The following is a 15528-nucleotide window of genomic DNA, read 5'->3' on the forward strand; positions in this document are numbered from 1 at the left end:
ATTCTGGATTGCTTCGCTGCGCTCGCAATGACGGGGAGAGAGCTGAGAGCCCCTCTCCCCGCGAGCGGGGAGAGGGAAAGCAGAGACCTCACTTCATCGCGCATTTGTCGTGGAAGCGATCCTGGTCGTTCTCGACGATGGTCGCGACCGTCTTCAGCGAGAGCTGGCCGTCGCCATCCTTGACCACGTCCTGGAGATAGAAGTTCTGCACCGGGATGTGGTTCTTGCCGTACTTGAAGGGGCCGCGCAGCGACTTGAAGTTGGCCTTCTCCATCTCGGCCTTCATCGCGTCCTTCTTGCTGGTGTCGCCCTTGACCGCGACCACCGCGCTGTTGATGAGCTGGGCGGCGTCATAGGCTTGCGCGCCGTAATAGGTCGGGCGCAGGCCGGTGTACTTCTTGCGGTAGTCGGCGACAAAGCGCTTGTTCTGCTCGTTGGGCAAATCATTCACCCATTCCTGCGCGCCGGGCACGCCGAGCGCGTTCTCCTTCTGCAGCGGCAGCGACAGCTCGTCGACGGTGAAAGCCGTATAGAGCGGCATCGTGCTCTTCAGCCCGGCCTGCGCATATTGGTTGAGGAACTGCACGCCGGCCGCACCGGGATAGAACACGAAGATCGACTCGGCGCCCGAGGCGCGCGCCTTGGAGAGCTCGGCGGAGAAGTCGAGCTGGCTCGGCCACACCGTGTATTCCTCGCCCTTGACCTCGCCCTTGAACGTGCTCTTCACGCCCGCGAGCATGTCCTTGCCGGCGGCGTAGTTCGGGCCGATCAGGAAGACGCTCTTGACGCCCTTCTGGTTCATGTAAAGGCCCATGGCGGCCGGCGTCTGGTCGTTCTGCCAGGAGGTCGAGAACACGTAGGGCGAACAAAGATCGCCCGCGAGCTGCGACGGGCCGGCATTGGCCGAGATCAGGAAGGTCTGCGAATCCACCGCGGTCTTGAGCGAGGCCAGCAGCACGTTCGACCAGATGTAGCCGACGATGAAATCGACCTTGTCGGACTGCACCAGCTTCTCGGTCTTCTGCTTGCCGACATCGGGCTTCTGCCCGTCGTCCTCGTAGATCACCTCGACCGGCTTGCCGTCCATCTTGCGGCCAATGTGATCCAGCGCGAGCTCGAAGGAGTTGCGCATGTCGTTGCCGATCACGGCGGTCGGGCCGCTGAAGGTCGAAACGAAGCCGATTTTGATGGTGTCGCCGGCGGATGCCGGGTTTGCCAGCACCAGCGCCGCTGCGCCCGCCAGCCAGAATGCCGTCCTCATAGCCTCTCCCCTCCTTATTATTGAAGCCCGCAAACGGGTGATCGCCGCCCCGGGTCAATCTCTATTGAACGCAAAATCTGTCGAGCCGCCAATGGCTCAGCGCCTGCCCTGCACCATAATTCGCCCTAATCGTGAATGGCAAGAAATATAGTTCTACTCACTTCGGCGAGGGCTGCGGCGCTTTTTCGCGGGATATCGGTACACTCGATACACTTGGCCTATCCGGCGATTGATGACCGCTATTGGACCGCGACGCCCAATTCGCACTTAAATGAAAGAACAGAGCAGCGAGATTCGAGGGCGCATCATGACCACGACACCGCATCGCGTCGTCATCGTCGGAGCCGGCTTCGGCGGACTGGAGACGACCCACCGGCTGGCCGGCAGCCCGGTCGAGATCACGCTGATCGACCGCCGCAACCATCACCTGTTCCAGCCGCTGCTCTATCAGGTCGCGACCGCCTCGCTCGCCACCAGCGAGATCGCCTGGCCGGTCCGGCACCTGATGCGCGACCGGCGCGACGTGACGACGCTCTTTGCGACCGTCAGCGGCGTCGATGCCGACAGGCGCTGCGTGCTGATCGACGACGGCAGCGAGGTGCCTTACGACACGCTGGTGCTCGCCACAGGCGCGCGGCATGCCTATTTCGGCCACGACGAATGGGAGCAGTTCGCGCCGGGTCTCAAAACACTGGAGGACGGGACCACGCTGCGCCGTCACATCCTGGTGGCGTTCGAGCGCGCCGAGCGCGAGACCGATCCGGAAAAGCGCGCGGCGCGGCTGACTTTCGTCATCGTCGGCGCCGGCCCCACCGGGGTCGAGCTTGCCGGCACCATTGCCGAAATGGCGCACCACACCTTGCCCGGCGATTTCCGCAACATCGACACGACGAAAGCGCGCGTGGTGCTGATCGAGGCGGGGCCGCGCGTGCTGGCAGGTTTTGCCGACGACCTCTCGGCCTATGCGCAGGTCTCGCTGGAAAAGATCGGCGTCGAGGTCGTACTTGGCAAGGCCGTCACCGAGATCGACCGCGACGGCGTGGTTTTCGGCGGCACGCGGCTCGATGCCAAAACCAAGATCTGGGCCGCCGGCGTCCGCGCCTCGCCCGCGGCTGAGTGGCTGGGCGCGCCGGCCGATCGTGCCGGACGCGTGCAAGTGGAGGCCGATCTCACCATCCCCGGTCATCCCGAAATCTTTGCGATCGGCGACACCGTTGTGATCAACGCCTGGGACGGCAAGGCGGTGCCCGGTATCGCGCCGGCGGCCAAGCAGCAGGGCCGTCACGTCGCTGACAGCATCAAGGCCCTGCTACGCGGAGAACCGACAGGCCCGTTCCGCTACAAGCACTCCGGCAGCCTTGCGCAGATCGGCAAACGGCTCGCGGTGATCGACTTCGGCAAGGTGAAACTGCGCGGCACCGTCGCGTGGTGGATCTGGGGCATCGCCCACATCTACTTCCTGATCGGCTTGCGCCACCGCCTCAGCGTCGCGCTGAGCTGGCTTTGGATCTACGCCCGCGACCAGCGCGCCGCGCGGCTGATCACGCAGGGAAGCAGCAAGGTGGTGTAGGGATCATCCTCTCGTGTCCCGGACGCGGCGCGGCATGAAATGACGCGACGCAGAGCCGGGGCCCAGACCTGTGGGCCCCGGCTCTGCAGCGCAGCGCTACGCGCCGCACTGCGTCCGGGCACGAGACCCTACTTCACCAGCTCACACCCGCCCTCCGCCAGCGGCCGAAACGCCTGCTCCGCGGGAATCGTCGAGACCAGCTTGTAATAGTCGTACGGATATTTCGACTCCTCCGGCTTCTTCACCTCGAACAGATACATCGGATGCACGACGCGGCCGTCCTGGCGGATCGTGGTGTCGCCGAACAGCTTGTCCTTGCCCTTGAACTTCTTCATCTCGGGCACAGCGTCCTTGGCACTGTCGCTGCCGGTCGCGGCGACCGCATTGAGATAAGCGAGCGTGGACGCATAGACGCCGGCCTGGTTGCCGCTCGGCATCTTGCCGTTCATGCCGGGCCGGGCGGCGAACCGCTTGGCGAAGGCGCGGGTGTCGTCGTTCATGTCCCAATAGAAGGCTTCCATGAGCTGAAGGCCCTGCGCGACCTTGATACCCATGCCATGGACGTCGTTGATGAAGAGCAGGAAGGCGACCAGTTTTTGTCCGCCCTGCTGTATCCCGAACTCGGCGGCCTGCTTCACCGCGTTAATGGTGTCGCCGCCGGCATTGGCGAGCCCGATCACCTCCGCCTTCGAGCCCTGCGCCTGCAACAGGAAGGACGCGAAATCGGAGGTGCCGAGCGGATGCTTGCTGGAGCCCAACACCTTGCCGCCATGCGCCTCGATGTATTTCTGGGCTTCCGCTTCGATGCCCTTGCCGAGCGCGTAATCGACCGTGAGGAAATACCAGTTCTTGTCGCCGCGCGACATCATCGCGGCCGCTGTCGTATTGCCGGTGGCCCAGGCGTCGTTGACCCATTGGATGGTGTTGGGCGAGCAGGCCTTGCCGGTGAGATCGGAGCTCGCGGTGGACGACGCCAGGAACGTCATGCGGCTGTCGCGTAGCAGCGTGTTGATGGAGAGACCAACGGCCGAGTTCGGCACGTCGACGATGGCGTCGACACCCTCGACATCGAGCCATTTGCGCGCGATGGCGTTGCCGACATCGGCCTTGTTCTGGTGATCGGCATAGACGATCTCGACCTTGATGCCTTTGCCGCCGCCGTTGAAATCCTCGACAGCCATGCGCGCGGCCTCGACCGAACCCATGCCGTTTGTGTCCTGGAAGATGCCGGAGATGTCGTTGAGCACGCCGACGCGCACGACATTGTCCGAGATCTCGGCATTTGCCGCGCCGCCGATCAAGCTCGCAGCCAGCGCAAGTGTCCACTTCAAGTTCTTCATTGTTCCCTCCCCTGTCGTATTTATTGTTTTCGATGCCAGCAGCGTCAGGCCGGCGTGATGGTCACAGGCAGGCTGTCGAGCCCGCGCAGCGTGTTGTTGAAGCGACGTTGTGGAGCGCCGGTGATCTCGATCTTTGCGATCCGGCGGGCCAACGCCGCGAGCATTGTCTCGCCTTCGAGCCGCGCGACCAGCTGGCCGACGCACATGTGAATACCTGAGCCATAGCCAACATGGCCGGACGTGCGGCGGGTGATGTCGTAGCTGTCGGGCTTGTCCCAGCGCCGCGGATCGCGATTGGCGGCAGCCAGGAACATCAACACCTTCTCGCCCTCACCGATGGTCGCGCCTGACAGTTCGACCTCGCGCGTTGTTGTGCGGAAGAAGGTCTGCACCGGGCTTTCAAAACGAATGGCCTCCTCGAAAGCGTTGCGCGCCAGCGTGAAATCGTTGCGCAGGCGCTGCCACTGCTCAGGGAAGCGCGCGAGACAGTAGACCGCTGCACCGATGCCGTTGACGGTGGTGTCGAGACCGGCCGACAAGAGCGAGCGCACCAGCAGCGGCGCTTCGGTGGCGGTGATGGCACCCTCGTCGACATGGGCGTGGATGCAGGCGCCGATGCCGCCGGGCGTGAGATTGTCGCGCTGGCACTGCTCGGTGACGTAGGCCTGGTGCGGCGCCGAGCGCGCGATCGCCTCCTTACGCAACTGGTTCGGCGGGCCGAAGGCGTTGAACACCAGGCTCGCATAGGGAATGAGATTCTCGCGTCCCTCAGGCTTCAGCCCGAGCGCGTCCGGGAAGATCGACAGCGGATAGGCCTCGGCGAGGTCCGCGATGGCATCGAAGCTGCGTTTCTCCAGCAGCGCGTCCACACGCGCTTCCGCTGCCGCGGCGAAGCGGTCGCGAAGCCCCTTCATCACCGTCGGCGACAGCACCTTTGAGAGCACGGCGCGGGTGCGGGTGTGCTCGGGAGGATCGGCCTCGAGGATCAGGCTCGGCGGCCGCCACGGCGTCTCCTTCTTGAAATCGGAGAGACCGACACCGCGGCTCGAGCAGAACGTCGCGGGGTCGTTCAGCACGGCATGAACCTCGGCATAGCGCGCTACGCCGTAGAGTTTCCATTTGTCGAGATAAACGACCGGACCTGTCTCTCGCAGCAATTCATGCGTCGGATAAGGATCGGCGAAAAAATCCATGTCGAAGGGATCGACGTCGAGATGCGGGACGGCCGATACGGCAGAGCCGGGTGCACTCATTGAAGTCCTCCCTCATTTTGATCTTGTGAAAGGGCCGCGCTTACCTTTAGGTCTCCGGACACGCCGCGAGACAGAATCCCGATATGCCGCCGTCTTCGACCAGAGCCCGCCAAAAACCTGCGCCCGCGGAGACGGGGCCGACGCTCGATCTCGATCGCTACGTCCCGGCGTTCATCACCTTCATCGCCAACAAGCTCTCGAATAGCGCCACCGCGTTCTATCAGCGGCAGTTCGGCGTCAACGTCACGGAATGGCGGATCATGTCGTTGCTGGCGATCGAGCCCGGCATTCCCGCTTCGCGAATCTGCCACGTCATTGGTTTCGACAAGGGCCCGGTGAGCCGGACGCTGGCGGGCCTCGAAAAGCGGGGGCTGGTGTCGATCCGCACCGACCCCAACGACGGGCGCACCCATTCGATCTCGCTGACGGCGAAGGGCCGCGCCACCCATGACAAGGTGATCGTCGCGGCATTCGAGCGCGAGCGACGCCTGTTGTCTTGTCTGGGCAAGGACGAGCGCGAGGTGCTGATCGACCTGTTGCGCCGCCTGCACGAGAATCTCGGCGCGGTCACCGGCGGCACCGAGACCTGACGCGCCGCGCAGCGGGCGCGGACCCCTGTCACGTCCAGGCATGCGCCGGCACTCGCCCGCGGCACCCTCTCTGCCGAGCATTGCTCCCTCCGAGATCAGACGCGGCGGTTGCTCCAGCCATCATCCTTGTCCGGAACGGTTCGCACAAGTTAGTTGCTTAGGCAACAAAAGAATTCGGCAAAGATATTGCGGCAGAATCGCTGGCGTAATTGGGCTTGCCCAACTCTCGTGTCCCGGACGCGCTGCAGCGTGAAGCGCTGCTGCGCGGCGCCGGGATCCATGCGACCGCGCGCACTAGGCGAGATAGGCCCCCGCTCTGCAGCGCACCACTGCGTGCTGCGCTGCGTCCGGGGCACGGGCCCAAACAACCGCTACGGACCAATCCACTCCCCCGGCGCATCGTCGTTCAACCGCGCCAGCGCTTTGGCGCGCAGCGTTAGCACGGCGCGCTGATTGATGTAGCCCTTGTCCGTAATCTCCCCGCCGTCCACCGACGGCGGCTCGGCGAGCAGCAGTGCGCGCGTGGCGTGGCCGGAGGAATTGGCCCCCTGCTGCCTCAGTTTCGCGAGACCCCGCGCGATCGCCGCTCTGACCTTTTCATGCGCGAGCACGTCGTTCGCACCTGCCGTCTCGGGCAAACCCGCGTGAACGCGGCAGGCGGCGATGTTCGGGAACACCAGGAAGCGCACCTCGTCGCCGCCATGACCGGTGACGATGATGTCCTGCGCGAGCGGCGCCAGCGCGGCGATGCCGGCGACGCGCAGCGTGCCGACATTGACCCAGGTGCCGGAATTGAGCTTGAAGTCCTCCGCGACGCGGCCGTCGAAGAACAGGCCGCGCTCGGGCCGCCCGGCGTCGGCGAACTTCACGGCGTCACCGATGAGATAAAAACCCTCTTCGTCGAACGCCTGCCTGGTTAGCTCCGGCGCCTTCCAGTAACCCGGCGTGACGTTGGGGCCGCGCACGCGCACCTCCAGCTTGTCGCCGGAGATAACGAGCTTCAATTCGGTGCCGGGAATCGGCACGCCGATATTGCCCGAGCGCTCCGCGAGGAAATGGCAGTCGGTCGCCAGCGGCGAGGTCTCGGTTGAACCCCACGCCGAGACCATCGGTATCGCGCGGCCAACGGTCTTGACGGAGAGCTCCTCGATCGCGTCCCATAGATTTTGCGGCAGCGCGGCACCGGCGTAAAACGCGAACTTCACCTCGCCGAAGAAGCGGCGGCACAGCGCCTCGTCGCCGCGCAGCGCCGCGATCAGCATGTCGAAGCCGCGCGGCACGTTGAAATAGACCGTCGGCATCACGCTTTTCAAATTGGCGAGTGACGTCGCAAAGAGGCCCGGCGCAGGCTTGCCGCCGTCGATATAGAGCGAGCCGCCATTGCGCAGCACGAGATTGAAATTGTGGTTGGCGCCGAACGTGTGGCTCCAGGGCAGCCAGTCGAGAATGACGAGATCGCTGCCAGCTTGCTCGAGAAAGGTCCAGGTCTGCGCCTTGGCCTGCTGGCTGGAAGTCAGCATGCGCTGGGTGTTGATCACGGCTTTCGGCGCACCGGTCGAGCCCGAGGTGAACAGGAATTTTGCGATCGTATCGGGCGTCACCGCGGCGAAGGCCGTTGCGACCTCGGGGCTCTCGGGCGTTGCCGCGATGGTGCCGAAGGCCAGCGCATCGATATCGTCTGCATTGCCGCTGATGATCTGCGCACGATGCAGGGGCTTGATCGCGGCCATCGCCGCCGCAAACGGCTTCACTGCTGAGACATAGATCGCGGCGGGCTCAAGCAGAGTGATCATGCTCTTGAGCTTGTCAAAGTCCTTTGACATCAGCGAATAGGCTGGCGAGATCGCCGCCGAGGGCACGCCGACATGCTGGGCCGCAAGTGCCAGCAGCGCATGATCGATGCTGTTGTCGGAGAGGATCGCTAGCGGATGCTCTGCGCTGAGCCCCCGCGCCAAAATCCAGGACGCCGCCGCGCGCACCTGGCGCAGCGCCTGCGCATAGGTAACGGTGGTCCATGGCGCCTCGGTGCTGCTGCGCTCCGCGAGGAAAATCGCATCGGGCCTCTGCCGCGCCCATTGCTCCAGCCAGTCGCCGATGCAGCGTGCGCCATCGCGCAGGGGGTCGGGCGAGCGCAGCACGATGCTGCCGTCGGCGCGATGCTCGGCAACGGTTCTGGGCGTCGCGAACAGGCTCGAAGCATCACCGCGTGGGGCGGCTGTCATGGTTTCCTCCTCGCCCGGATGCCGGGATCGGCCGCAGCCTCGTCGCGGGCCGCGTTGGCCATAATGTTGGGCGTGGCAATTGTTGTCGTCAACAACAATCTTCCGTTGGCACGGCGAAGACGCTACAACAATGGCCCGGCAGGAGACCCGACGTGACAACCACCGCAGCCCAGACTTTCCCACGCAAGCGTGCGGCCAACGGCGCAACGCCGCGGAACGACGCGGACGAAATCGGCCTCGATGCACTGGTCGGCCACGCCGGTTATGCGGTGCGGCGCTTCCAGATCTGGATTTTCCAGGACTTCATCAAAACGCTCGGCAATGTCGACATCCGGCCGACGCAATATTCGGTGCTGACGGTGATCGGCGCCAATCCCGGCCTTTCGCAGATGGCGGTGGCCAAGCGCCTCGGCATCGAGCGCGCGCGGCTTGTGCATCTGCTCGACAGCCTCGAACAGCGCAGGCTCGTGAAGCGGGTCAGATCGAAGACCGACCGGCGCTCCCATGCCCTGCACCTCACCGCGCAAGGCGAGACGGCGCTGGCGAAATTCAAGCGCCTCGCCGCGGAGCACGAGCGGCATGTCGAGGACAGGATCGGCAAGGAGAACCGGGAACGGCTGCTGCGGATCCTCGCTGACTTCACCTGACCCAGACTGCCCAATATTTACGCAATTGCCCGTAACAGGGCGCGGGCCTTAAAGCCCGACAGCCCGCGAAATATCCCCAAGCCACTGATCCCCCGATAGTATCCGGAGCACTCGTCCTGCCCGGATTGTGTACACAATGGCACATCGCTTGCTTCGATCCGGGTGAAGACAGATAGCCGGAGTTTTGTGGCCATGAGGGCTGAAATGGGGGCTGAGCAGCCTGAAACGATCGCCGCGATTGTGGCCGCGCATCGCGCGGGCATGCTCACGCCGGCGCAGACGATCGCGCGCACCTATCAGCGCATCCGCGACCACAACGATCCGGCCGTGTTCATCAGCCTGCGCGACGAAAAGGACGCGACCACGGAGGCCGAGAAGCTCGCCACGAAGGATGTCGCCAGCCTGCAGCTCTATGGCGTGCCGGTCGTGGTGAAGGACAATATCGACGCGCTGGGATTTCCGACCACCGCGGCCTGCCCGGCCTTCTCGTATACGCCGACCCATGATTCGACCGCGGTGCAACGGCTGCGCGCCGCCGGCGCCATCATCATCGGCAAGACCAATCTCGACCAGTTCGCGACCGGCCTCGTCGGCGTACGCTCCCCTCATGGCATCCCTCGCAATTCGATCCGCGATGATCTCATTCCCGGCGGATCGAGCTCGGGCTCGGCCACCGCCGTCGGCGCCGGGCTGGTGCCGCTGTCGCTGGGAACTGACACCGCCGGCTCTGGACGCGTGCCGGCGATGCTCAACAACATCGTCGGTCTCAAGCCGAGCCTCGGCATGATCTCGACCGCGGGCCTGGTGCCTGCCTGCCGGACGCTCGACTGCATCTCGGTGTTCGCTCTGACCGTGGACGACGCCGCGTTGGCGCTCTCCGTGATGACTGGCCCCGACCAGACCGATCCGTTCTCGCGCGACCGGCCGCTGGGCGCGATCACGCCGCTCCCGGCAAACCTGCGTCTCGGCGTGCCGCGCAACGGACAGCTGATCTTTTTCGGCGACAAGCAGGCGGAAGCGGCCTTTAGCGATGCGCTGAAGCGCTGGACCGCGCTTGGCGCAGCGCTCGTCGAGTTCGACCTCGAGCCGTTCTACGAGACGGCGCGGCTGCTCTACGAGGGACCGTGGGTCGCCGAGCGCTATCTCGTGATCCGCGACCTGCTGGCGTCCGGGCCGGATGCGATCCATCCGGTGACGCGCGAGATCACCGTGGCCGGCGCGCGGCTGACGGCGGCGGAGACCTTCTCCGCGCTCTACCGCTTGCAGGGCCTGCGCAAGATCGCCGAGCGCACGTTTGCAGACGTCGACGCGCTGGTGCTGCCGACGGCACCGACGGTCTATACGACCGCTCAGGTGCTGGCCAATCCGGTCGAGCTCAACAGCCGGCTCGGTACCTACACCAATTTCGTCAATCTGCTCGACCTCTGCGGCCTCGCGGTGCCGGCAGCGATGCGTGACGACGGCATTCCGTTCGGCATCACGCTGCTTGCGCCCGCCGGCCACGACGCGTTGCTCGCGAGCATCGGGCGCGTGTTTCATGCGGCTACGGAGCTGACGCTTGGCGCAAGGGGCGTGGCGCAGTCTCCGCTCGCGCCGCTTGCCGCGACCAGCGTCGATGAAATTCCGATCGCCGTCGTCGGCGCGCATCTGTCCGGCATGGCGCTGAACGGCGAGCTGAAAGCGCTGAACGGCCACCTGATCGAGGCGACCAGGACCGCGGCTGACTACAAGCTCTACGCATTGAAGACCACGCCGCCGAAGCCGGGCATGCTGCGCGTCGAAGCCGACAAGGGCGCGTCGATCGAGCTGGAGATATGGTCGCTGTCGTCGTCCGCTTTCGGCAAGTTCGTCAACGCGATCCCCGCGCCGATGGCGATCGGCACGGTGCGGCTGGCCGACGGCCGCACCGTGAAGGGGTTTCTCGTCGAGCCGGAAGTGCTGGGCGACGCCCGCGACATTACGGACTATGGCGGTTGGCGGGCGTATATGGCGGAGAAGGCGACGAGATAGGTGCATCTCCTCATGGTGAGGAGGCGCGCAGGCGCCGTCTCGAACCATGAAGGCCACGCGGCTGCATCTCGGCCTTTCATCCTTCGAGACGCGGCCTTCGGCCGCTCCTCAGGATGAGATCACACCGACACCGCGTAGATCTCGTACTCCCCGCGCACCAGCTCGATATGCGCGCGCATCGCGGCGGCGGCGCCCTGCTTGTCGCCGCGCATGATGGCGACGACGACGCGGTCGTGCTCGGCTTGGGATTTGGCGAGACGGCCGAGGTTCCGGAACTGGGCGCGGCGGAACGGCTGCACGCGCACGCGGGTCGCCAGCGTGATCTCGGCGATGTAGCCGTTCTGCGAGCCTGCATAGATCGCGTTGTGGAAGCGCTCGTTGTCCTCGTGGAAACGATCGGGATTGCCGGTGTAGCTCAAGACCCGCAGCTCTTCGTGGATGGCCTCCAGGCCGTGGCGCTCGACGGCAGACATGCGCTCGGCCGCAAGACCTGCACAGAGCGCCTCTAGCTCCGCCATCGCCTCGAACATGCTTGTCAGCCGTTCGAATGAAGGCTGCGCCACGACCGCGCCGCGATGAGCACGCGCTTCGACGAGGCCGCTTGCCACGAGCTGGCGCAGTGCTTCCCGCACCGGCGTGCGCGAAACGCCGAAGCGGCGCGCGATGTCGGTTTCGTCAAGCGGCGCGCCGGGGGCAAGGGCTCCGCGCACGATCTCGTCGGCGAGCTGCAGGCGCAGCTCCTCGGCGCGCGTGACCTTCTGCACCGAAGGCGACGCCCGGTCGACGCGCGGCACCACCGGCTCGGCCGGCAGTGTTCCCTGCGGAAGGTCGTCAAGCGTCATACGATCAGGTCTCTTTCGACTCGTCGATGATGCTGACATGGGCGGCGACGACGCGCCAGCCCTCCGGGAATTTTACCCAGGTCTGCATCTGCCGGCCGACCTTACCCGGCACCGTGTCGCGATAGAACAGGGTGGAGGCGACCGCGGTGTCGCGGCCATAGCTGGTGATCACGGTTTTCGCAGTGCGGCGGTTGAGGCCGACCGGCGAGCGCCCGGCTCGAAAGCCGGAGATCGCCTCATAGCCGTAGAGGTTCTCGCCGATGCCATAGCGCAGCGTGCGGGGATCGTTGCGGAAGAGCTCGCCGAGCACGGCGACGTCGTTGGTGATCAGCGCCTGCTCGTAGCGGTCGAACGCGGCTTTGACTTCCGCGATCACGTCGGGGAGATCGATCTCCATCTCAAAATCCTTTTGGGCTGGGCGCGGCGACGACGCCCATCTTCTCCAACGCGTACGCGACACGCAACGCGATGTCCTCGCGCCAGGGCGCGGCGATGATCTGTACGCCGATCGGCAGCGGCTCGAGCGGCACCGGCACGGCGACCACGGGCAGGCCGATAAAGGAGATCGGCTGGGTGTGGATACCGATGTTGGCGCGCACCGGCAGCTCAACGCCGCCAAGGCTGAAATTGACCTGGCCGAGCTTTGGCGCGGTGCAAGGCGTCGCGGGGGCGAGCAACACGTCGACGGACTTGAAGACCTCGGCGAGTTGCGCGCGATACCAGCGACGGAATTTCTGGGCGCGGTCGACCAGCGGCGCCGGCACCATGGCGCCCGCGATCAACCGGTCGCGCACGGCTGGATCGAAATCGTTCGGCCGCTTGCGCAGGCGATCGAGATGCAGCGAGGCGCCTTCGGTGGTGCTGATGACATAGGCCGCGGCACGGGCGCGCGCGGCTTCGGGCACGTCCACCACGCGCGTTGCGCCCAGCGCCTTGGCGACGCGGCCGATAGCCTCGACGGCTTCCGGAAACAGATTCTGCTGGAAGTACCCGCCGGCGATCGCAATGCGCAGATCCGAAACCGGATTGGCGAGCAGCGGCAGCGTCGGCTCTATCCCGCGCGTCGTGCAGGCGGCATCGTCGGCATCCGGGCCCTGCATCGCGTCGTAGGCGAGCGCGAGATCGGTGGCCGAGCGCGCGAACGGGCCGAGATGATCGAGGCTCGCGACGAACGGAAACGAGCGCGCGCGCGAGAGCCGGCCATAGGTCGGCTTCAGGCCAAAGATGCCGCAGAAGGAGGACGGCACGCGGATCGAACCGTTGGTATCAGAGCCGAGCGCGATCGGCACCAGCGCGCCGCCGACAGCGCTGCCCGAGCCGCCGGAGGAGCCGCCGCTCATTCGCGTGGTGTCATGCGGATTGCGCGAGGGACCGTGATGGACATTCTCGCCGGTGAAGTCATAGGCGTATTCGCCCATGTTGAGTGCACCGACCAGCACGGCGCCGGCGGCCTCCATGCGCTCGATCAGCGTGGCATCGCGCGTGGCGGGCACGCGGTCTCGGTTGATCTTCGAGCCTGCGCGTGTGGCGAGGCCCGCGACGTCGAACAGGTTCTTCACCGCGAACGGCACGCCGGCGAGCGGGCCGACGGTCTTGCCGGCGGCGATATCGGCGTCGATCGCGCGCGCTTTGGCGCGGGCGCGATCGGCGGTGATGTCGGTGAACGCATTGAGGATGGTGTCGTGCTGCTTGATGCGCGCAAGCGCTGCTTCGGTCGCATCGAGCGCCGACATTTTACGGCCCGCAACCGCGCTCGCGATATCGGAAGCTGTCATCTCTGGCTTGGTCGTCATGGCGGCGTCAGACCGTGAACACGGGCGCCGGCTCGGTCTCGTCCGGCAGCGCGAATTCGTCGACGAGGCGGCCGAGCCGCAACGAGACTTCGAGGTTGGCGCGAATGGCCGGTCGCCAAGCGTCCTCGACCGGCAATGCCAGCGCCTGCGATACGGCGTCGATGTAATCGTCCAGCGGTTCGGCCATCACGCTCCCAAACAATCAATGCAACGGCAACGGCGGATGCGGGATCGCCGTCAGCAGCTCCTTGGTGTAATCGTCCTGCGGATCGCTCAAAACTCTGTCGGAAGAGCCTTCTTCGACGATTCGACCCGACCGCATGACAATGACACGATCGCACAACAAGCGCACCACATTCAAATCATGCGAGACGAACAGATAGCTCATACCTAGCCGTGCCTTGAGGTCCTGAAGCAGATTGAGCACCACGGCTTGCACCGAGACGTCGAGCGCCGCGGTCGGCTCATCCAGAATGACGAGCTTTGGGTGCAGGGCGATGGCGCGGGCAATGCCGACGCGGGCCTTCTGGCCGCCCGACAATTGATGCGGGAAGCGATCGAGCAGATTGAGCGGCAGGCCCACCATGGTGGCCAGTTCCTCGCAACGGGTGCGCAGCGCATCGCGCCCCCTGATGTCGCCGAGCTGCATGATGGGGTCGATGATGGCGCGTGCGGCGGTAAAGCGCGGGTTGAGGCTGTCGGTCGGATCCTGGAACACCATCTGGATACGGCTGCGTTGCGGCAGCCGGGCAAATCCCGCCGGCGCAATGCCGCCGATGTCCTCGCCGTCGAACTGGATCAGGCCCGAGGTCTGGTCCAAGAGCCGCATCACCATCATCGACGTGGTCGATTTGCCGCAGCCGGACTCGCCGACCAGGCCGACGCTCTCGCCATGGCCAATCGAGAAGCTGATGCCGTCGACCGCGCGGAACATATCCGGCTCGACCGGCGGCTTGCGGCCGAACAATTTGCCAAGCGTGGTAGTGGCGCCTTGACGGGGATATTCCTTGACGAGCTTTTCGATGAGGAGAAGGGGCTGCTTCCCGCTGGCGGGGACAGCAAGGCTCTCCGCTGGGGCGCTGCTTGATGCCGTCGATGGACCCGCCTCCTCCTCGGGCAACAGATCCCGCAGGCTCACGCCGAGCCGCGGCGTCGCGCGCATCAGCTTTTTCGTATAGGGGTGCTGCGGGCTGGCGAAGATGTCGGCGGCTTTCGCGGTCTCGACCACCCGGCCCTTTTCCATCACCACGACGCGGTCGCAATAGGCTGCCGCGAGGCCGAGGTCGTGCGTGATCAGGATGGTGGACATCGCCTTGCGCTTGGTCAGCTCGACGATCAGGTCCATCACCGCCTTCTGGGTGGTGACGTCCAACCCAGTTGTCGGCTCGTCCGCGATCAGCAGCTGCGGATTACAGGCGAGCGCGAGCGCGATGACGACGCGCTGGCACATGCCGCCGGACAGCTCGAATGGATAGGCGTGATAGCGCTCGCGCGGGCGGGCGATCTTGACCTGCTCCAGCGCCTCGATCGCCTTTTCTCCGCGGTCCGAGACCATGGCCTGCTGCACATGGGTGCGCAGCACGTCCTCGATCTGATCGCCCACTTTCCGGATCGGATTGAGCGCGGCGCGCGGGTTCTGGAAGATCATCGAGACTTCGCGGCCGCGCAGGTCGCGCATCTGGTCTTCGGTCGCGGCCTTGACGTCGATCCCGGAGAACATCACCGAGCCCTCGGCGATTCGGCCCGCCCGGTCGAGGATGCGCATCACCGCATACGACGTCACCGATTTGCCGGAGCCGGACTCGCCGACGATGGCAAGCGTCTCGCCCTTGGCGACGGAGATGTTGACGTGCTGCACCGCCTTGACGATGCCGCGGCGGGTGTTGAATTCGACCGTGAGGTCCTGGACGTCGAGCAGGGGCCGGGCGGTCAAGGGTGCCTCCCAAACAAAAACGTCGAAAACAACCCCATGCACAGTAGAATTGGATTGATTTCATTGG

General features: G+C 65.2%; 13 protein-coding genes. 4 read left to right on the forward strand and 9 right to left on the reverse strand.

The features are described 5' to 3' along the window. Positions 1-88 precede the first annotated feature (88 nt). Complete coding sequence (locus IVB27_RS11245; protein WP_247339217.1) at positions 89-1261, reverse strand: ABC transporter substrate-binding protein; 1173 nt, start codon at positions 1259-1261, stop codon at positions 89-91. Positions 1262-1568: 307 nt separating this feature from the next. Between IVB27_RS11245 and IVB27_RS11250 the strand changes: the two genes are divergently transcribed. After that, positions 1569-2831: an NAD(P)/FAD-dependent oxidoreductase gene (locus tag IVB27_RS11250; protein WP_247443585.1), complete on the forward strand. Its 1263-nt coding sequence runs from the start codon at positions 1569-1571 to the stop codon at positions 2829-2831. A 128-nt stretch (positions 2832-2959) separates the two neighbouring features. On the opposite strand, the gene IVB27_RS11255 is transcribed toward IVB27_RS11250, so the two are convergent. Together IVB27_RS11255 and IVB27_RS11260 are read right to left on the reverse strand one after the other, a co-directional pair. After that, positions 2960-4171: an ABC transporter substrate-binding protein gene (locus tag IVB27_RS11255; protein ID WP_247443586.1), complete on the reverse strand. Its 1212-nt coding sequence runs from the start codon at positions 4169-4171 to the stop codon at positions 2960-2962. Positions 4172-4215: 44 nt separating this feature from the next. Continuing rightward, on the reverse strand, positions 4216-5424 hold the full coding sequence (locus tag IVB27_RS11260; RefSeq protein WP_247443587.1) for a cytochrome P450: 1209 nt from the start codon (positions 5422-5424) through the stop codon (positions 4216-4218). Positions 5425-5507: 83 nt separating this feature from the next. On the opposite strand from IVB27_RS11260, the gene IVB27_RS11265 reads away from it, so the two are divergent. Then, on the forward strand, positions 5508-6014 hold the full coding sequence (locus IVB27_RS11265) for a MarR family winged helix-turn-helix transcriptional regulator (protein WP_247339213.1): 507 nt from the start codon (positions 5508-5510) through the stop codon (positions 6012-6014). Between the two features lie 371 nt (positions 6015-6385). On the opposite strand, the gene IVB27_RS11270 is transcribed toward IVB27_RS11265, so the two are convergent. Then, positions 6386-8236: a feruloyl-CoA synthase gene (locus IVB27_RS11270; RefSeq protein WP_247443588.1), complete on the reverse strand. Its 1851-nt coding sequence runs from the start codon at positions 8234-8236 to the stop codon at positions 6386-6388. 152 nt (positions 8237-8388) lie between these two features. Between IVB27_RS11270 and IVB27_RS11275 the strand changes: the two genes are divergently transcribed. After that, entirely contained in the window at positions 8389-8883 is a 495-nt protein-coding gene (locus tag IVB27_RS11275) for a MarR family winged helix-turn-helix transcriptional regulator (protein ID WP_247443590.1), read from the forward strand. Positions 8884-9087: 204 nt separating this feature from the next. Then, complete coding sequence (gene atzF / locus IVB27_RS11280; RefSeq protein ID WP_524536478.1) at positions 9088-10893, forward strand: allophanate hydrolase; 1806 nt, start codon at positions 9088-9090, stop codon at positions 10891-10893. Between the two features lie 119 nt (positions 10894-11012). On the opposite strand, the gene IVB27_RS11285 is transcribed toward atzF, so the two are convergent. From IVB27_RS11285 to IVB27_RS11305, 5 genes are read right to left on the reverse strand one after another with little or no spacing between them, the layout of a single operon-like run. Then, positions 11013-11735, reverse strand: a complete 723-nt coding sequence (locus IVB27_RS11285; RefSeq protein WP_247443594.1) for a GntR family transcriptional regulator — start codon at positions 11733-11735, stop codon at positions 11013-11015. Positions 11736-11739: 4 nt separating this feature from the next. Beyond that, complete coding sequence (gene hpxZ / locus IVB27_RS11290) at positions 11740-12132, reverse strand: oxalurate catabolism protein HpxZ (protein ID WP_247443596.1); 393 nt, start codon at positions 12130-12132, stop codon at positions 11740-11742. A 1-nt stretch (position 12133) separates the two neighbouring features. Further along, complete coding sequence (locus IVB27_RS11295; RefSeq protein ID WP_247443598.1) at positions 12134-13528, reverse strand: AtzE family amidohydrolase; 1395 nt, start codon at positions 13526-13528, stop codon at positions 12134-12136. A gap of 7 nt (positions 13529-13535) precedes the next feature. Then, positions 13536-13715, reverse strand: coding sequence for a DUF4089 domain-containing protein (locus IVB27_RS11300; RefSeq protein WP_247339199.1), 180 nt, complete (start codon positions 13713-13715; stop codon positions 13536-13538). 15 nt (positions 13716-13730) lie between these two features. Beyond that, positions 13731-15461, reverse strand: a complete 1731-nt coding sequence (locus IVB27_RS11305; protein ID WP_247443599.1) for a dipeptide ABC transporter ATP-binding protein — start codon at positions 15459-15461, stop codon at positions 13731-13733. Positions 15462-15528: the final 67 nt, after the last annotated feature.

The organism is Bradyrhizobium sp. 197, assembly GCF_023073375.1.
Classification (GTDB): domain Bacteria; phylum Pseudomonadota; class Alphaproteobacteria; order Rhizobiales; family Xanthobacteraceae; genus Bradyrhizobium.